This window comes from Rhizobium sp. PDO1-076 (genome assembly GCF_000247475.1).
Classification (GTDB): Bacteria; Pseudomonadota; Alphaproteobacteria; order Rhizobiales; family Rhizobiaceae; genus Allorhizobium.
Genome location: NZ_AHZC01000437.1, coordinates 1 through 17,866, shown reverse-complemented (window position 1 = coordinate 17,866; position 17,866 = coordinate 1). Strand labels below are relative to the sequence as shown.

General features: G+C 58.3%; 13 protein-coding genes and 1 tRNA gene. 12 read left to right on the top strand and 2 right to left on the bottom strand.

Annotation, left to right across the window (positions count from 1 at the left end; genetic code table 11):
• Positions 1 to 267: 267 nt before the first annotated feature.
• Complete coding sequence (locus PDO_RS25915; protein WP_007608745.1) at positions 268 to 651, bottom strand: pentapeptide repeat-containing protein; 384 nt, start codon at positions 649 to 651, stop codon at positions 268 to 270.
• Positions 652 to 1,308: 657 nt separating this feature from the next.
• On the opposite strand from PDO_RS25915, the gene PDO_RS25910 reads away from it, so the two are divergent.
• The 9 genes from PDO_RS25910 (at position 1,309) to rpoC (ending at position 13,680) form a co-directional block, all read left to right on the top strand.
• Positions 1,309 to 1,384 (top strand) — tRNA-Trp (locus PDO_RS25910).
• Positions 1,385 to 1,567: 183 nt separating this feature from the next.
• The gene (secE, locus tag PDO_RS25905) at positions 1,568 to 1,768 is read left to right on the top strand and encodes a preprotein translocase subunit SecE (RefSeq protein WP_007608742.1); all 201 of its coding nucleotides are present in this window, start codon (positions 1,568 to 1,570) and stop codon (positions 1,766 to 1,768) included.
• A gap of 18 nt (positions 1,769 to 1,786) precedes the next feature.
• A complete protein-coding gene (gene nusG / locus PDO_RS25900) occupies positions 1,787 to 2,317 on the top strand; it encodes a transcription termination/antitermination protein NusG (protein ID WP_007608736.1) in 531 nt (176 codons plus the stop codon).
• A gap of 148 nt (positions 2,318 to 2,465) precedes the next feature.
• Positions 2,466 to 2,897, top strand: coding sequence for a 50S ribosomal protein L11 (gene rplK, locus PDO_RS25895; protein WP_007608734.1), 432 nt, complete (start codon positions 2,466 to 2,468; stop codon positions 2,895 to 2,897).
• 1 nt (position 2,898) lies between these two features.
• The gene (rplA, locus tag PDO_RS25890) at positions 2,899 to 3,594 is read left to right on the top strand and encodes a 50S ribosomal protein L1 (RefSeq protein ID WP_007608733.1); all 696 of its coding nucleotides are present in this window, start codon (positions 2,899 to 2,901) and stop codon (positions 3,592 to 3,594) included.
• 343 nt (positions 3,595 to 3,937) lie between these two features.
• The gene (gene rplJ / locus PDO_RS25885) at positions 3,938 to 4,456 is read left to right on the top strand and encodes a 50S ribosomal protein L10 (RefSeq protein ID WP_007608732.1); all 519 of its coding nucleotides are present in this window, start codon (positions 3,938 to 3,940) and stop codon (positions 4,454 to 4,456) included.
• 68 nt (positions 4,457 to 4,524) lie between these two features.
• Positions 4,525 to 4,899, top strand: coding sequence for a 50S ribosomal protein L7/L12 (gene rplL, locus PDO_RS25880; protein ID WP_007608729.1), 375 nt, complete (start codon positions 4,525 to 4,527; stop codon positions 4,897 to 4,899).
• Positions 4,900 to 5,147: 248 nt separating this feature from the next.
• Complete coding sequence (gene rpoB / locus PDO_RS25875; protein ID WP_007608727.1) at positions 5,148 to 9,284, top strand: DNA-directed RNA polymerase subunit beta; 4,137 nt, start codon at positions 5,148 to 5,150, stop codon at positions 9,282 to 9,284.
• 184 nt (positions 9,285 to 9,468) lie between these two features.
• Positions 9,469 to 13,680: a DNA-directed RNA polymerase subunit beta' gene (gene rpoC, locus PDO_RS25870; RefSeq protein ID WP_007608726.1), complete on the top strand. Its 4,212-nt coding sequence runs from the start codon at positions 9,469 to 9,471 to the stop codon at positions 13,678 to 13,680.
• A gap of 258 nt (positions 13,681 to 13,938) precedes the next feature.
• Here rpoC and PDO_RS25865 read toward each other — a convergent pair whose 3' ends face one another.
• Entirely contained in the window at positions 13,939 to 14,232 is a 294-nt protein-coding gene (locus tag PDO_RS25865; RefSeq protein ID WP_007608725.1) for a hypothetical protein, read from the bottom strand.
• Between the two features lie 510 nt (positions 14,233 to 14,742).
• On the opposite strand from PDO_RS25865, the gene rpsL reads away from it, so the two are divergent.
• The 3 genes from rpsL to fusA all read left to right on the top strand — a co-directional run bounded on the left by rpsL (position 14,743) and on the right by fusA (position 17,798).
• Complete coding sequence (gene rpsL, locus PDO_RS25860; protein ID WP_003507760.1) at positions 14,743 to 15,114, top strand: 30S ribosomal protein S12; 372 nt, start codon at positions 14,743 to 14,745, stop codon at positions 15,112 to 15,114.
• 79 nt (positions 15,115 to 15,193) lie between these two features.
• Positions 15,194 to 15,664, top strand: a complete 471-nt coding sequence (gene rpsG / locus PDO_RS25855; RefSeq protein ID WP_007608708.1) for a 30S ribosomal protein S7 — start codon at positions 15,194 to 15,196, stop codon at positions 15,662 to 15,664.
• A gap of 34 nt (positions 15,665 to 15,698) precedes the next feature.
• A complete protein-coding gene (gene fusA, locus PDO_RS25850) occupies positions 15,699 to 17,798 on the top strand; it encodes an elongation factor G (protein ID WP_007608707.1) in 2,100 nt (699 codons plus the stop codon).
• Positions 17,799 to 17,866: the final 68 nt, after the last annotated feature.

The window sequence follows — 17,866 nt, the reverse complement described above, 5'->3', positions numbered from 1 at the left end:
TATTGAATAATAATCGAGTGTCGATGGCGAAAGCTGCCGACGCAGGTTGAAATGCACGAACGGCGCGCAAGCGCGGTTCGTGTGCGGCGCCGGCATTGTTGCCTCGATCATCGAGTAATTTCGATCCCGCACGGGATTGAAGACAAAACCCCGCTGTCTCCAGCGGGTTTTTTTGTCCCAAGGTATGGATGCCGATTGCACATGCCGCAGCTCTGCCGGGAACTACAATCACCTTCTATAGAGAGGTAGAGGCCGCAAGCCGATGCCTCAGCGCTCATCGACCTCCTGCTCGATTTCAGGCGCCACCAGCTTCAGTAGATCCGTCACCAGATACCCGTCGATGCTCATGCCCCTGACGTCGCATTCGGCGATCGACAGGTTGACCAGGCTGGCGAAGCGGATGGAGGCTCCGTCGAGATCGACATGCCGCAGCGCCACCGAGCGCATGTCGATATTCTCGAAAGTCGCGCTCTCCATCGACGTCTTGCGGAAAGTCGCATGATAGGCCCGCGCATCGCTGATCAGCACATTGTCGAGATTGACGTCGCTGAATACGGCTTCTTCCAGATTAACGTCGATAAACCGCGAGCCGCTGAGATTGGCGTCTTCGAATTCAGAGGCGGGCAGGGCGGCATTGTGGATCCGGATCATGAAGTCTCCCATCGCAGGCAATCGGGCATCTGATCGGGCCACTATTCGCCAATTGCGCCGGACAGGCAAGTGAGCCTCATATTCGCGCGTCAGGCAACCAGGAGATGTCGAAAAAATCAGGACAAGGAGGGCGCGGGCAAGGCTGCGCCCGATGTAGTTTTCCTATGAAAGTAAGAGAAAAGATAATTACCTAAAGATATAATTGGCGCACTCAGAGGTCGCATTGTCTCCGGGTAAGTAGACTGCAGGGCAGGGAAGGTGGCGGCGTGGAAGGGTGCCGTATGCCCCGGCTTGGTCGCGCTTTCCCGCTGTGTGGGCAGCCGAATTCGAATTGGGGCTGCCCGCAAACGGTGAGCCCGAATCGTCTGCGATGGCTGTTGGTGCTGCGGCATGGACACCAATACGGGACCTGACGGGCTCTTCTGAGCAGTCTGAAACGGGCGCCGGTGGCGACACACAGGAAAAGGCTGCGCGTGTGATTTGGTCGCTGGACCCGTGCGCGCTCGATTCCGCGGTGGTGACGATGGCGGTGACGGTGCGCGAAGTGGGGGCTTTGACAAAAAGGCGTAAAAAGGCTCTTGCCAATCGGAGTTTGCCGTCTTAAAGGGTGCGCCATGCCTCGGACAGAACGGTTATGTTCAATCCGCAGGACGGCTTAGGGGTATAGCTCAGTTGGTAGAGCGGCGGTCTCCAAAACCGCAGGTCGTCGGTTCAAGCCCGGCTGCCCCTGCCATTTTCAACACGGCGCGCATAGCTCCGCGACGTTCGATGATTGATGGCAAAAGCCAAAAAGTTGCTAAAGGTCCGTTTCCCTCTTGTGAAAAAGGGAATCGGTCTTTATGTAGGGTTCAAACAGACACGCGGTGCGTGGGGCTGAGATATTCAGCTTTACGCGCCGTAAATGCGTGGGCATTAAATGGCATCCAAGTCTAATCCATTCGCGTTTCTGCAGCAGGTGCGCTCCGAGACGTCCAAAGTCACGTGGCCTTCGCGCCGCGAGACCGTGATTTCGACGCTCATGGTTCTGGCGATGGTCGTTTTCGCCGCGCTGTTTTTCTTCGGCGCTGACCAGCTCATCGGCTGGCTCCTCAGCCTTGTGCTGAGCCTCGGCAACTAAAAACGGACGGAGACGGACATGGCGGCACGTTGGTATATCGTCCACGCATACTCGAATTTTGAAAAGAAGGTCGCTGAGGACATCGAGAACAAGGCCCGTCAGAAGGGTCTCACTCATTTGTTCGAAAAGATCCTCGTGCCGACCGAAAAGGTCGTCGAGGTTCGTCGCGGCCGCAAGGTTGATAGCGAACGCAAGTTCTTCCCCGGCTATGTCATGGTCCGGGCGAACCTGACGGACGAAGCCTATCACCTGATCAAGAATACCCCGAAGGTTACGGGTTTCCTCGGTTCCGACAACAAGCCGGTTCCGATCCCTGATTTCGAAGCCGAGCGCATTCTGGGCCAGGTCCAGGAAGGTGTCGAGCGTCCGAAGTCTTCCGTTACCTTCGAGATCGGCGAGCAGGTTCGCGTCTCCGACGGTCCCTTCGCCTCGTTCAACGGCGTTGTTCAGGATGTCGATGAAGAGCGTTCGCGCCTCAAGGTGGAGGTCTCCATCTTCGGCCGTGCGACCCCGGTCGAACTCGAATACGCTCAGGTCGAAAAGGTCTGAGTGGAGCAGGGGAGGTAACTCCCCGAACCGCGTGGGAGGATGGCAGTCTCTAAGCCGGGCTGACCAGACGTACCACGCAACCGCAGCCGCCGGATAATACCGGCACACCGGAGCCGGGCAATCGGTTCCTTATGAAAGGCAGAGAGATATGGCTAAGAAAGTTGCAGGCCAGCTCAAGCTTCAGGTCAAGGCAGGATCGGCTAACCCGTCCCCGCCAATCGGCCCGGCGCTTGGTCAGCGTGGCGTTAACATCATGGAATTCTGCAAGGCGTTCAATGCCGCCACGCAGGAAATGGAAAAGGGCATGCCGATCCCGGTCGTCATCACCTATTACCAGGACAAGTCCTTCACCTTCGTCATGAAGCAGCCGCCGGTTACCTACTGGCTGAAGAAGGAAGCAAAAATCACCTCCGGTTCCAAGACACCGGGCAAGGGTGCGAAGGTCGGTACCATCACCAAGGCTCAGGTCCGTGCGATCGCCGAAGGTAAGATGAAGGATCTGAACGCAGCCGACGTCGACGGCGCAATGGCAATGGTCGAGGGCTCTGCCCGCTCCATGGGCCTGGAAGTGGTGGCTTAACATGGCAAAGCTTGCAAAGCGTATTCAGAAGATCCGCGAAGGCGTGGATCCGACCAAACTCGTTGCTCTTTCCGAAGCCATTTCGATGGTCAAGGAACGTGCGGTTGCCAAGTTCGACGAAACCGTCGAAATCGCAATGAACCTCGGCGTTGACCCGCGTCACGCCGACCAGATGGTTCGTGGCGTTGTCAACCTGCCGAACGGCACTGGCCGCGACGTTCGCGTTGCTGTTTTCGCACGTGGCGCCAAGGCTGATGAAGCCAAGGCTGCAGGCGCAGACATCGTTGGCGCAGAAGACCTCGTCGAAATCGTTCAGGGCGGCAAGATCGACTTCGATCGTTGCATCGCAACCCCGGACATGATGCCGCTCGTCGGCCGTCTCGGTAAGGTTCTCGGCCCGCGTGGCATGATGCCGAACCCGAAGGTCGGTACCGTGACAATGGACGTCGCTGGCGCCGTCAAGGCATCCAAGGGCGGTGCTGTCGAGTTCCGCGTCGAGAAGGCTGGTATCATCCATGCCGGTATCGGCAAGGCTTCCTTCGACGCCAAGGCACTCGAAGAAAACATCAAGGCTTTTGCTGACGCCGTCGTCAAGGCAAAGCCGGCTGGCGCTAAGGGTAACTACGTCAAGCGCGTAGCGATCTCCTCGACCATGGGTCCGGGCGTCAAGATCGATCCGTCGACGGTTACGATCTAATCCATTCGACCGGAGCCTCTCGCTCCGGTCAACCAAGTTTCCGGCCTTTCGGGGCCGGAAATGTCTGGCGTTAAAACCAGACACTCCTGTCCGAGATTGTGGGTGGCCTTCGTGGCCTTAATATTCACCTGCATGAGACGGGGTAAGACCCGATTTTAAACGTCTGTAGACGTCTTGAAGTTCGGTTCGAGCCTTATTCGCCTTGGCATTGAAGCGAAGCTTCGATGCGAGGGGGCAGGATCCTCAAGCGTCGCTCGGGATCTGATTGATTTGGATCCCTTGAGGCAAAAGGCAAACCCGGTGAGGCCTGCAGGATTGCGGTCTCATCAACTGGAGACAGACAGTGGAAAGAGCGGAAAAACGCGAATTCGTCACAGAACTGAACGAAGTCTTCAAGGCTTCCGGTTCGGTTGTTGTGGCCCACTATGCTGGTGTCACGGTTGCGCAGATGAACGATTTTCGTTCGAAGATGCGCGCTGCTGGCGGCACCGTCAAAGTCGCGAAGAACCGCCTGGCCAAGATCGCTCTTCAGGGCACGGAAGCCGAAGGGATCACGGATCTCTTCAAGGGTCAGACGCTGATTGCATTCAGCAATGATCCGATCACGGCTCCGAAGGTCCTCATGGATTTCGCCAAGACCAACGACAAGATCGTTGTTCTCGGTGGCGCCATGGGAACAACCACGCTCACCGCCGATGCAGTCAAGTCGCTTGCGACCCTGCCTTCGCTGGACGAGCTGCGTGCGAAGCTGCTGGGCATGATCCAGACACCAGCTACCCGTATCGCAGGTGTGGTACAGGCACCGGCAGCTCAGCTTGCTCGCGTGTTTGCGGCCTATGCAAAGAAGGACGAAGCCGCGTAAGGCGGTTTTTCGCTGTTCATACCCTAACTCGTTCGTTTCGAACCGAACATCTATAAGGAAATAGTAAAATGGCTGATCTCGCAAAGATCGTAGACGACCTCTCGGCTCTGACCGTTCTGGAAGCTGCTGAGCTTTCCAAGCTTCTCGAAGAAAAGTGGGGCGTTTCTGCAGCTGCTCCTGTAGCTGTTGCTGCTGCTGGCGGCGGCGCTGCTGCTGCTGTTGAAGAAGAAAAGACCGAGTTTGACGTCGTCCTCACGGATGCCGGCGCAAACAAGATCAACGTCATCAAGGAAGTTCGCGCTATCACGGGTCTCGGCCTGAAGGAAGCCAAGGACCTCGTTGAAGGCGCTCCGAAGGCTGTCAAGGAAGGCGTTTCGAAGGCTGAAGCTGCTGACCTCAAGAAGAAGCTTGAAGACGCCGGCGCTAAGGTCGACGTTAAGTAATATCGGAATGCGGCGGGAGAAGGTTTCCTTCTCTCGCCGGTTTCCTCCGAACATATTACCCAGGAACCGTATGAAAACGGTCCCTGGGTAATGGGTTCTCAAGAGGATGGTCTTGACCCGCGCACCCGGCAAACCGGCCGGCCGCCCGGATCTCGAGACGAGATTGAGTGATCCATTTTTTGACGGAGCCGCCTGGCCAGCGGTCACCGTCTGTTGCAGGCCCGGGTGCAAACTGACAAGGAGCGACGATGGCTCAGACCCTTACCTTTAACGGTCGCAGGCGCGTACGCAAGTTTTTCGGAAAAATTCCAGAAGTCACAGAAATGCCGAACCTTATTGAGGTTCAGAAGGCATCTTATGACCAATTCCTCATGGTCGACGAGCCCGAAGGCGGCCGTCCCGACGAGGGACTGAATGCTGTTTTCAGGTCCGTATTCCCGATCACCGATTTTTCCGGTGCGTCGATGCTGGAATTCGTGTCCTACGAGTTCGAACAGCCGAAGTTCGACGTTGACGAATGCCGTCAGCGCGACCTGACCTATGCCGCACCGCTGAAGGTCACGCTGCGCCTGATCGTGTTTGATATCGACGAGGATACGGGCGCGAAGTCCATCAAGGACATCAAGGAGCAGTCGGTCTACATGGGCGACATGCCGCTCATGACCAACAACGGCACGTTCATCGTCAACGGCACCGAGCGCGTTATCGTCTCGCAGATGCACCGTTCGCCGGGCGTGTTCTTCGACCACGACAAGGGCAAGAGCCACTCGTCCGGCAAGCTGCTGTTTGCTGCCCGCGTCATCCCGTATCGCGGTTCCTGGCTCGACATCGAATTCGACGCCAAGGACATCGTCCACGCCCGTATCGACCGTCGCCGCAAGATCCCCGTGACCTCGCTGCTGATGGCGCTCGGCATGGACGGCGAAGAAATCCTGTCGACCTTCTACACCAAGTCGAACTACGTTCGCGACGGCAAGGGCTGGCGCATTCCGTTCACCCCGGAAACGCTGAAGGGCGCCAAGACCATTACCGACATGATCGACGCCGACACCGGCGAAGTCGTGGTCGAAGGTGGCAAGAAGCTCACCCCGCGTCTTCTCCGTCAACTGACCGACAAGGGCCTCAAAGCTCTGCGTGCAGCCGATGAAGACCTGTACGGCAACTTCCTCGCAGAAGACCTGGTCAATATGGCGACCGGCGAAATCTACATGGAAGCCGGTGCGGAAATCGACGAGAAGACCCTGCCGCAGATCCTCGAAACCGGTTTCGACGAAATCCCGGTTCTCGGCATCGACCACATCAATGTGGGCGCCTACATCCGCAACACGCTGGCCGCAGACAAGAACGAGAACCGTCAGGACGCTCTGTTCGATATCTACCGCGTCATGCGTCCGGGCGAGCCGCCGACGATGGATTCGGCCGAAGCCATGTTCAACTCGCTGTTCTTCGACAGCGAGCGTTATGACCTGTCCGCCGTTGGCCGCGTCAAGATGAACATGCGCCTCGACCTCGACGTCGAAGACACGGTTCGTGTCCTGCGCAAGGACGACATCCTAGCCGTGGTCAAGATGCTGGTCGAACTGCGCGACGGCAAGGGCGAAATCGACGATATCGACAACCTCGGCAACCGCCGCGTTCGCTCGGTCGGTGAATTGATGGAGAACCAGTATCGTCTGGGCCTCTTGCGCATGGAGCGCGCCATCAAGGAACGCATGTCGTCGATCGAAATCGACACCGTCATGCCGCAGGATCTGATCAACGCCAAGCCGGCAGCAGCTGCCGTGCGCGAATTCTTCGGCTCCTCGCAGCTGTCGCAGTTCATGGACCAGGTAAACCCGCTTTCGGAAATCACCCACAAGCGCCGTCTCTCGGCTCTTGGACCGGGTGGTCTGACCCGCGAGCGCGCCGGCTTCGAAGTCCGCGACGTTCACCCGACCCACTACGGCCGTATTTGCCCGATTGAGACGCCGGAAGGCCCGAACATCGGTCTGATCAACTCGCTTGCCACCTTTGCCCGCGTCAACAAGTACGGCTTCATCGAAAGCCCGTACCGCAAGATCATCGACGGCAAGGTGACCAAGGACGTGGTCTATCTGTCGGCAATGGAGGAAGCGAAGTACTACGTCGCCCAGGCCAATTCCGAACTGACCGCCGATAATGTGTTCGTCGAAGAGTTCGTCGTTTGCCGTCACGCCGGCGAAGTCATGCTGTCGCCGCGCGACACCATCAACCTGATGGACGTTTCGCCGAAGCAGCTCGTGTCTGTTGCGGCAGCGCTGATCCCGTTCCTGGAAAACGACGACGCCAACCGCGCCCTCATGGGCTCGAACATGCAGCGTCAGGCCGTGCCGCTTCTGCGTGCAGAAGCCCCGTTCGTCGGGACCGGCATGGAGCCGATCGTTGCCCGTGACTCCGGCGCCGCCATCGGTGCCCGTCGCGGCGGCGTGGTCGACCAGGTCGATGCGACGCGTATCGTTATCCGCGCCACCGAAGACCTCGATCCGTCGAAGTCCGGCGTTGATATCTATCGCCTGCAGAAGTTCCAGCGTTCCAACCAGAACACCTGCGTCAACCAGCGCCCGCTGGTCACCGTCGGTGACATCCTGAACAAGGGCGACATCATCGCGGACGGTCCGTCGACCGACCTCGGCGATCTGGCTCTCGGCCGCAACGCGCTCGTCGCGTTCATGCCGTGGAACGGCTACAACTATGAAGACTCGATCCTCATGTCGGAGCGTATCGTCTCGGAAGACGTCTTCACCTCGATCCATATCGAGGAATTCGAAGTCATGGCCCGTGACACCAAGCTCGGTCCGGAAGAAATTACCCGCGACATTCCGAACGTTTCGGAAGAAGCGCTGCGCAACCTCGACGAAGCCGGTATCGTTTACATCGGTGCCGAGGTTCAGCCGGGTGATATCCTGGTCGGCAAGATCACCCCGAAGGGCGAAAGCCCGATGACGCCGGAAGAAAAGCTTCTGCGCGCCATCTTCGGTGAAAAGGCTTCCGACGTCCGCGACACGTCCATGCGCATGCCTCCGGGCACGTTCGGCACCGTCGTCGAAGTTCGCGTCTTCAATCGCCACGGCGTTGAGAAGGACGAACGTGCGATGGCGATCGAGCGCGAGGAAATCGAACGCCTCGCCAAGGACCGTGATGACGAACAGGCGATCCTCGACCGTAACGTCTACGGCCGTCTGCTCGACATGCTCCGTGGTCACGTCTCGATTGCCGGTCCGAAGGGCTACAAGAAGGGTGGCGAACTTTCGAACGCCGTCATCTCCGAATATCCCCGCTCGCAGTGGTGGATGTTCGCCGTCGAGGACGAGAAGGCCCAGGCCGAACTCGAAGCCCTTCGCGGTCAATATGACGAATCCAAGTCGCGCCTCGAACAGCGTTTCATGGACAAGGTCGAGAAGGTCCAGCGCGGCGACGAAATGCCTCCGGGCGTCATGAAGATGGTCAAGGTCTTTGTCGCTGTGAAGCGCAAGATCCAGCCAGGCGACAAGATGGCCGGCCGTCACGGTAACAAGGGTGTTGTCTCGCGTATCGTGCCTGTCGAAGACATGCCGTTCCTCGAAGACGGCACGCATGTCGACATCGTCTTGAACCCGCTCGGCGTGCCTTCGCGCATGAACGTCGGTCAGATTCTCGAAACCCACCTTGCCTGGGCTTGTGCCGGCATGGGTAAGAAGATCGGCCAGATGCTTGAAGACTACCGCAAGCATATGGACATCACCGACCTGCGCAACGAACTGACCGGTATCTATGCCTCGGAACAGCATAACGAGGTCTCGTCCTTCGACGATGAATCGCTGGTTCGTCTTGCCGAAGAAGCCAAGCGCGGTGTTTCCATCGCGACCCCGGTCTTCGACGGTGCGCATGAAAGCGACGTGTCCGAGATGCTGACGAAGGCGGGTCTCAACCCGTCGGGTCAGTCGACCTTGTATGATGGCCGTACCGGCGAAGCTTTCGACCGTCAGGTGACCGTTGGCTACATGTACATGATCAAGCTCAACCACCTGGTCGATGACAAGATCCATGCCCGTTCGATCGGTCCTTACTCGCTCGTCACCCAGCAGCCGCTCGGTGGTAAGGCGCAGTTCGGCGGTCAGCGCTTCGGGGAAATGGAAGTCTGGGCGCTCGAAGCTTACGGCGCCGCCTACACCCTGCAGGAAATGCTGACGGTTAAGTCGGACGACGTGGCCGGCCGTACCAAGGTCTACGAGGCGATCGTCCGCGGCGACGATACCTTCGAAGCGGGCATTCCTGAGAGCTTCAACGTTCTCGTCAAGGAAATGCGCTCGCTGGGCCTCAGCGTCGAATTGGAGAATTCCAAGCTCGACGAAGCGGCAGCCGGCCAGTTGCCCGACGCGGCAGAGTAAAAGTTGACAAAGGCGTGCGGGCTCGTCTCGCACGCCATTCCCTCCCTGGCCGGGTCCGGACAGGGACGGGAAGTTTTGCCGCATTTGGCGGTTATTGTCATTTAAGGGTTCGATCCAGCATCCCGGGAATTTGCTGAAATCGACACCCAATTGAGGGCTCTTTTGCCCCATGAAGGAGACAGGCATGAACCAAGAGGTCATGAACCTTTTCAACCCGTCGGTACCGGCGCAGCACTTCGATTCCATCCGGATTTCGATTGCGAGCCCGGAAAAGATTCTTTCGTGGTCCTACGGCGAGATCAAGAAGCCGGAAACCATCAACTATCGTACGTTCAAGCCGGAACGTGACGGTCTTTTCTGCGCGCGTATCTTCGGACCGATCAAGGACTACGAATGCTTGTGCGGCAAGTACAAGCGTATGAAGTACAAGGGCATCATCTGCGAAAAGTGCGGCGTCGAAGTGACGTTGTCGCGCGTTCGCCGTGAGCGCATGGGCCATATCGAGCTCGCTGCACCCGTTGCCCATATCTGGTTCCTGAAGTCGCTGCCGTCGCGCATCTCGACCCTTCTCGACATGACGCTGAAAGATGTGGAGCGCGTTCTCTACTTCGAAAACTACATCGTCACTGAGCCGGGCCTGACCTCGCTCAAGGAAAATCAGCTTCTTTCCGAAGAAGAATACATGATTGCCGTCGACGAGTTCGGCGAGGACCAGTTCACCGCCATGATCGGCGCTGAAGCCATCTACGAGATGCTGGCCTCGATGAACCTCGAGAAGATCGCTGGCGATCTGCGTGCTGATCTGGCTGAGACCACCTCGGATCTCAAGCAGAAGAAGCTGATGAAGCGCCTGAAGATCGTTGAGAACTTCATGGAATCCGGCAACCGCCCGGAATGGATGATCATGAAGGTCGTTCCGGTGATCCCGCCGGACCTGCGCCCGCTCGTTCCTCTGGACGGCGGCCGTTTCGCGACGTCTGACTTGAACGATCTCTATCGTCGCGTCATCAACCGTAACAACCGTCTGAAGCGCCTGATCGAACTGCGCGCGCCGGGCATCATCATCCGCAACGAAAAGCGCATGCTGCAGGAATCTGTGGACGCGCTGTTCGACAACGGCCGTCGTGGCCGCGTCATCACCGGCGCCAACAAGCGTCCGCTGAAGTCGCTGTCCGACATGCTCAAGGGCAAGCAGGGCCGCTTCCGCCAGAACCTTCTCGGCAAGCGCGTCGACTATTCCGGCCGTTCGGTCATCGTGACCGGTCCGGAATTGAAGCTGCACCAGTGCGGCCTGCCGAAGAAGATGGCGCTCGAGCTGTTCAAGCCGTTCATCTACGCCCGCCTCGACGCCAAGGGTTATTCCTCGACCGTCAAGCAGGCCAAGAAGCTGGTTGAAAAGGAAAAGCCGGAAGTCTGGGATATCCTCGACGAGGTTATCCGCGAGCATCCGGTTCTCCTGAACCGCGCGCCGACGCTCCACCGCCTGGGCATCCAGGCCTTCGAACCTACCCTGGTCGAAGGCAAGGCTATCCAGTTGCATCCGCTCGTCTGCACGGCCTTCAATGCCGACTTCGACGGCGACCAGATGGCCGTTCACGTGCCGCTGTCGCTCGAAGCGCAGCTTGAAGCCCGCGTTCTGATGATGTCGACGAACAACATCCTGCATCCGGCCAACGGTGCACCGATCATCGTTCCGTCGCAGGACATGGTTCTGGGTCTCTACTACCTGTCGATCATGAACCAGAACGAGCCAGGCGAAGGCATGGCCTTCTCCGACATCGGCGAACTGCATCACGCGCTTGAAAACAAGATCGTGACACTGCACTCGAAGATCCGCGGCCGCTTCAAGACTGTTGATGAAGAAGGCAAGCCCGTTTCGAAGATTTTCGAAACGACGCCGGGCCGTATGCTCATCGGCGAACTTCTGCCGAAGAACTTCAAGGTGCCTTTCGACACCTGCAACCAGGAAATGACCAAGAAGAACATCTCCAAGATGATCGACACGGTCTACCGTCATTGCGGCCAGAAAGACACGGTCATCTTCTGCGACCGGATCATGCAGCTCGGCTTCAGCCATGCGTGCAAGGCTGGCATCTCGTTCGGCAAGGACGACATGGTCATTCCGGAAACCAAGGCCAAGATCGTCGGCGATACCGAAAATCTGGTCAAGGAATACGAGCAGCAGTACAATGACGGCCTGATCACCCAGGGCGAAAAGTACAACAAGGTCGTCGACGCTTGGGGCAAGGCAACCGAAAAGGTCGCCGAGGACATGATGGCCCGCATTAAGGCTGTCGAGTTCGATCCGGAAACGGGTCGCCAGAAGCAGATGAACGCGATCTACATGATGTCACACTCGGGTGCACGTGGTTCTCCGAACCAGATGCGTCAGCTGGGCGGCATGCGCGGCCTGATGGCCAAGCCGTCGGGTGAAATCATCGAGACGCCGATCATCTCGAACTTCAAGGAAGGTCTGACCGTTAACGAGTACTTCAACTCGACCCACGGCGCCCGTAAGGGTCTCGCAGACACCGCTCTGAAGACCGCGAACTCCGGTTACCTGACCCGTCGTCTCGTCGACGTCGCGCAGGATTGCATCGTCAACCTCGTGGATTGCGGCACCGACAAGGGCCTCACCATGACGGCGATCATCGATGCCGGTCAGGTCGTGGCTTCCATCGGCGTCCGCGTTCTCGGACGTACGGCACTGGACGACATCGATCATCCGCTCACGGGTGAACGCATCGTCGATGCCGGCAAGATGATCCTTGAACCCGATGTCATCGAGATCGAGAAGGCTGGCATTCAGTCGATCCGTATCCGTTCGGCTCTGACCTGCGAAGTTCAGACCGGCGTTTGCTCGATCTGCTACGGCCGAGATCTGGCCCGCGGTACGCCTGTCAACATGGGCGAAGCCGTTGGTGTTATCGCGGCTCAGTCGATCGGTGAACCGGGCACCCAGCTCACCATGCGTACCTTCCACTTGGGCGGTACCGCGACCGTGGTCGACCAGTCGTTCCTCGAAGCCTCGTACGAAGGCACCGTGCAGATCAAGAACCGCAACATGCTGCGCAATTCCGATGGCAATCTGATTGCCATGGGCCGCAGCCTGGCTGTGACCATTCTTGACGAACGTGGTGTCGAGCGGTCCTCGCAGCGCGTGGCTTACGGTTCGAAGGTCTTCGTCGATGACGGCGACAAGGTGAAGCGCGGCCAGCGTCTGGCCGAGTGGGACCCGTACACACGCCCGATGATGACGGAAGTCGAAGGCATCGTGCACTTCGAGGACGTCGTTGACGGTCTCTCGGTTCTTGAAGCCACCGACGAATCCACCGGCATCACCAAGCGTCAGGTTATCGACTGGCGTTCGACCCCGCGCGGTGCGGATCTGAAGCCGGCCATCGTCATCAAGGATGCTGCAGGCAATGTCCTGAAGATGTCCCGTGGCAGCGATGCCCGCTTCTTCCTCTCGGTGGATGCGATCCTGTCGGTTGAACCTGGTACCAAGGTCTCTCAGGGTGACGTGCTTGCACGTTCGCCGCTGGAAAGCGCCAAGACCAAGGACATCACCGGTGGTCTGCCGCGTGTTGCCGAACTGTTCGAAGCCCGTCGTCCAAAGGACCATGCCATCATCGCTGAGATCGATGGTACGATCCGCCTCGGCCGCGACTACAAGAACAAGCGTCGCGTCATCATCGAGCCGGCGGAAGACGGCGTCGAGCCAGTCGAATACCTGATCCCGAAGGGCAAGCCCTTCCACCTTCAGGACGGCGACTATATCGAAAAGGGTGATTACATCCTCGACGGTAACCCGGCGCCGCACGACATCCTGGCGATCAAGGGCGTCGAAGCACTCGCTTCGTACCTGGTCAACGAAATCCAGGAAGTCTACCGTCTGCAGGGCGTTGTCATCAACGACAAGCACATCGAGGTGATCGTTCGCCAGATGCTGCAGAAGGTTGAGATCACCGATGCTGGCGACAGCCATTACATCGTTGGCGACAATGTCGACCGGATCGAAATGGACGACAACAACGACCGCCTGATCGAGGAAGGCAAGAAGCCGTCTTACGGCGATCCTGTCCTGCTCGGTATCACCAAGGCATCGCTGCAGACGCCGTCGTTCATCTCGGCCGCATCCTTCCAGGAAACCACCAAGGTTCTCACGGAAGCTGCGATCGCCGGCAAGACCGACACGCTGCAGGGTCTCAAGGAGAACGTCATCGTCGGCCGCCTGATCCCGGCCGGTACCGGTGGCACCATGACGCAGATCCGCCGCATTGCCACTTCGCGCGATGAACTCATCATCGAGGAACGCAAGAAGGGCACCGGCGCAGACGTTGCAACACCGATGCTGCAGAACCTCGCTGGCGAAGCGGCACCTGCTGCCGAGTAAGCCACAGACGATGGGTGCGACGATGTCGCATCCACCAGTTTGACAGATGACAGGCGCCCGGGTCTCCCGGGCGCCTTTTCCGTTTTGGTGGCTCGCGCCGGCGGCGGCGTGTTTTCACCTCGGCAAGGCGTGGAACCTGCAGCCAGCGGTCGCGGTCATGGGGCGGAGCAAGCAACGCGTTCTGCGCACGCGCCAATGCAAAAAGGCCACCCGGATGTTTCCGGGTGGCCTTGTCGACGTCAGCAAAGCACGGCTCGGTCAGTTGAAGCGGATGATCGCCACTTCGCCTTCGAGCGCGCCCTGATAGGCGGATGCATGCGGCTCTTCATCCGGTTCGCCGGTGATCATGCCGATCTGGTCGAGGTCGGCTTCGAGGAAACCTTCTTCCGACAGGGCATTGAGTGCCAGTCGCACGGCTGAATCGTCGTCCGGCGCCGTCAACAGCACATGCAGATCGATCGGCTCGCCGCCTTCGGTTTCGTATGCCTTTGCGATGATGATGAACACCATCGGCTCGTCGCGAATGTTATCGTTGTCGGGACTGGTGATCATGGCGTCTGGTCTTCTTGTTCGAGTGTCACGATTCTCTGCGGATCGAATCGTCCAGGGGCAGGGTAGGGTGAATTGACCTTGCCCAACTCCTTATCTAGAAGTTTCCCGGATCAATCCAAGCCAATTCGACAAGTGTCGCCGTTGTTCCCATGCGGATAACCGCCAAAGGCCTGCTCTACAGGCCCTGCGGCCATTAATTTTCGATTGAGACTTGACGCAAGAGGGGGAAAACAGTATTCCCCCGGCCATCAGAGCCCATGTGAGGCCGGGTTTTTTGGGACGCCGCGTCCTGAAGTTCGCCTCAAACAAGGTTCTTTACGCACGTTGACGACACGAATGCTGCACGCAAGACGCATTTTTCGAAATGCGTCCTCTGTCTTTTGTGGTCCATCCGCTTGAAACGGATCGGGCCACATTTTGCGCATGAAGAAAATGTGCGGCCGCCGCCGGAAACGGCAAAACCGTGGGCTCGCAAGGGCTTGAGAGACTAAATTTGCAAGGGATGGTTATATGCCTACCGTAAACCAGCTGATCCGCAAGCCGCGTCAGGCACAGGTAAAGCGCAACAAGGTACCTGCTCTGCAGGAAAACCCACAGAAGCGCGGCGTTTGCACCCGCGTTTATACGACGACCCCGAAGAAGCCGAACTCGGCTCTGCGTAAGGTCGCCAAGATCCGTCTGACCAATGGCTTCGAAGTCATCGGCTACATTCCGGGTGAAGGTCACAACCTGCAGGAACACTCTGTCGTCATGATCCGTGGCGGCCGCGTAAAGGACTTGCCGGGCGTTCGTTACCACATCATCCGCGGCGTTCTCGATACCCAGGGTGTCAAGAACCGTAAGCAGCGTCGTTCCAAGTACGGTGCGAAGCGTCCGAAGTAATTCGGCCTTATAGATTTAACGGCGCTGCGCGAGGTTCTCCGCGTGGTAAAGCGTCCTAACCGTTGAGAGACAAACTAGTATGTCCCGTCGCCATAGTGCAGAAAAGCGCGAAATCAATCCGGACCCGAAGTTCGGCGATCTCGTCGTCACCAAGTTCATGAACGCCATCATGCTTCACGGCAAGAAGTCGGTCGCCGAAAACATCGTTTACGGTGCTTTTGATGTGGTCCAGGCTAAGGCCAAGGCTGAGCCGATCGCGATCTTCCATCAGGCGCTCGACAACGTCGCGCCGCATGTTGAAGTGCGCTCGCGCCGCGTTGGTGGTGCAACTTACCAGGTTCCCGTTGACGTTCGTCCGGAGCGCCGTCAGGCCCTCGCCATCCGTTGGCTGATCGCTGCCGCTCGCAAGCGCAACGAAACCACCATGATCGACCGCCTGTCGGGCGAACTGATGGACGCGTCCAACAACCGTGGCTCCGCTGTCAAGAAGCGCGAAGACACGCATAAGATGGCCGACGCAAACCGCGCCTTCTCGCATTACCGTTGGTAATCTGAACCGATCGAATATTGAAAGGCAGTCCATTATGGCTCGCGAATATAAAATCGAAGACTACCGCAACTTCGGTATCATGGCGCATATCGACGCCGGCAAGACCACGACCACCGAGCGCATCCTCTACTACACCGGCAAGTCCCACAAGATCGGCGAAGTCCATGACGGCGCTGCTACGATGGATTGGATGGAGCAGGAGCAGGAACGCGGTATCACCATCACGTCCGCTGCGACCACGACCTACTGGAAGGGTCGCGACGGTAAGATGCGCCGCTTCAACATCATTGACACCCCCGGCCACGTTGACTTCACCATTGAAGTCGAACGTTCGCTGCGCGTGCTCGACGGTGCGATCGCGCTTCTCGATGCCAACGCCGGCGTAGAGCCGCAGACGGAAACCGTCTGGCGTCAGGCTGAGAAGTACAACGTTCCGCGGATGATCTTCTGCAACAAGATGGACAAGACCGGCGCGGACTTCTACCGCTCGGTTGAGATGATCAAGACCCGTCTTGGCGCCATTGCTGTTGTCATGCAGCTCCCGATCGGCGCAGAAACCGAATTCAAGGGTGTCGTTGACCTGATCGAGATGAACGCGCTGGTATGGCGCGATGAATCTCTGGGTGCCGCCTGGGATGTTGTTGAAATCCCGGATGACATGAAGGAAAAGGCAGCTGAATATCGCGAAAAGCTGATCGAGACGGTTGTCGAAGTCGACGAACAGGCGATGGAAGACTACCTGAACGGCATCATGCCGGACAACGACAAGATCCGTGCCCTGGTTCGCCGCGGCACCATCGACGTCAAGTTCCATCCGATGTTCTGCGGTACCGCGTTCAAGAACAAGGGCGTACAGCCTCTGCTCGACGCCGTTGTTGAATACCTGCCTTCGCCGCTGGACATCCCGGCGATCAAGGGCATCGACTTCAAGACCGAAGCCGAAATCGAGCGTCATGCGGATGACAGCGAGCCGCTTGCTATGCTCGCCTTCAAGATCATGAACGACCCCTTCGTCGGTTCGCTGACCTTTGCACGCATCTATTCGGGCAAGCTCGAAAAGGGCGTCTCGGTCATGAACACGGTCAAGGACAAGCGCGAGCGCGTCGGCCGTATGCTGCAGATGCATTCCAACAGCCGTGAAGACATCGAAGAAGCCTTCTCGGGCGACATCGTGGCTCTGGCTGGCCTCAAGGAAACCACGACTGGCGATACGCTCTGCGACCCGCTGAAGCCGGTTATCCTTGAGCGCATGGAATTCCCGGAACCGGTCATCCAGATCGCGATCGAGCCGAAATCCAAGGGCGACCAGGAAAAGATGGGCCTCGCGCTCAACCGCCTGGCTGCTGAAGACCCGTCGTTCCGCGTCAAGACCGACCAGGAATCCGGCCAGACGATCATCGCCGGCATGGGCGAACTTCACCTCGACATTCTCGTTGACCGCATGCGTCGCGAGTTCAAGGTTGAAGCCAACGTCGGTGCTCCGCAGGTTGCTTACCGCGAAACCATCACGCGCAACCACGAAGAAGACTACACGCACAAGAAGCAGTCCGGTGGTACCGGCCAGTTCGCGCGCGTCAAGATCGTCTTCGAACCGAACCCGGAAGGCGACGAATTCAAGTTCGAGTCCAAGATCGTCGGTGGTGCTGTTCCGAAGGAATACATCCCGGGCGTTCAGAAGGGTATCGAAAGCGTTCTGTCTTCGGGTCCGCTTGCTGGCTTCCCGATGCTCGGTGTCAAGGCAACCCTGATCGACGGCGCTTACCACGACGTTGACTCCTCGGTTCTCGCCTTCGAAATCGCCTCGCGTGCCTGCTTCCGTGAAGCAGCCAAGAAGGCTGGCGCTCAGCTGCTCGAGCCGATGATGAAGGTCGAAGTGGTCACGCCGGAAGATTACGTCGGTGACGTGATCGGCGACCTCAACTCGCGTCGTGGCCAGATACAGGGCCAGGAACAGCGCGGCATCGCGATCGTGATCAATGCTCACGTTCCGCTCGCCAACATGTTCAAGTACGTCGACAACCTGCGCTCCATGTCGCAGGGCCGTGCACAGTACTCGATGGTGTTCGACCACTATTCGCCGGTCCCGAGCAACGTTGCTGCAGAAATCCAGGCAAAGTATTCCGGTCAGAAGTGACCGGAACACACCACAGCCTCTAAGAAATAAACAGAATTCCCCTTAACGGGATCAAGAATGGAGAGCCG

Coding starts and splice junctions, on each gene's coding strand:
- PDO_RS25915 (WP_007608745.1), bottom strand. CDS start 651: ATGATCCGGATCCACAATGCCGCCCTGCCCGCCTCTGAATTCGAAGAC.
- secE (WP_007608742.1), top strand. CDS start 1,568: ATGGCATCCAAGTCTAATCCATTCGCGTTTCTGCAGCAGGTGCGCTCC.
- nusG (WP_007608736.1), top strand. CDS start 1,787: ATGGCGGCACGTTGGTATATCGTCCACGCATACTCGAATTTTGAAAAG.
- rplK (WP_007608734.1), top strand. CDS start 2,466: ATGGCTAAGAAAGTTGCAGGCCAGCTCAAGCTTCAGGTCAAGGCAGGA.
- rplA (WP_007608733.1), top strand. CDS start 2,899: ATGGCAAAGCTTGCAAAGCGTATTCAGAAGATCCGCGAAGGCGTGGAT.
- rplL (WP_007608729.1), top strand. CDS start 4,525: ATGGCTGATCTCGCAAAGATCGTAGACGACCTCTCGGCTCTGACCGTT.
- rpoB (WP_007608727.1), top strand. CDS start 5,148: ATGGCTCAGACCCTTACCTTTAACGGTCGCAGGCGCGTACGCAAGTTT.
- rpoC (WP_007608726.1), top strand. CDS start 9,469: ATGAACCAAGAGGTCATGAACCTTTTCAACCCGTCGGTACCGGCGCAG.
- PDO_RS25865 (WP_007608725.1), bottom strand. CDS start 14,232: ATGATCACCAGTCCCGACAACGATAACATTCGCGACGAGCCGATGGTG.
- rpsL (WP_003507760.1), top strand. CDS start 14,743: ATGCCTACCGTAAACCAGCTGATCCGCAAGCCGCGTCAGGCACAGGTA.
- rpsG (WP_007608708.1), top strand. CDS start 15,194: ATGTCCCGTCGCCATAGTGCAGAAAAGCGCGAAATCAATCCGGACCCG.
- fusA (WP_007608707.1), top strand. CDS start 15,699: ATGGCTCGCGAATATAAAATCGAAGACTACCGCAACTTCGGTATCATG.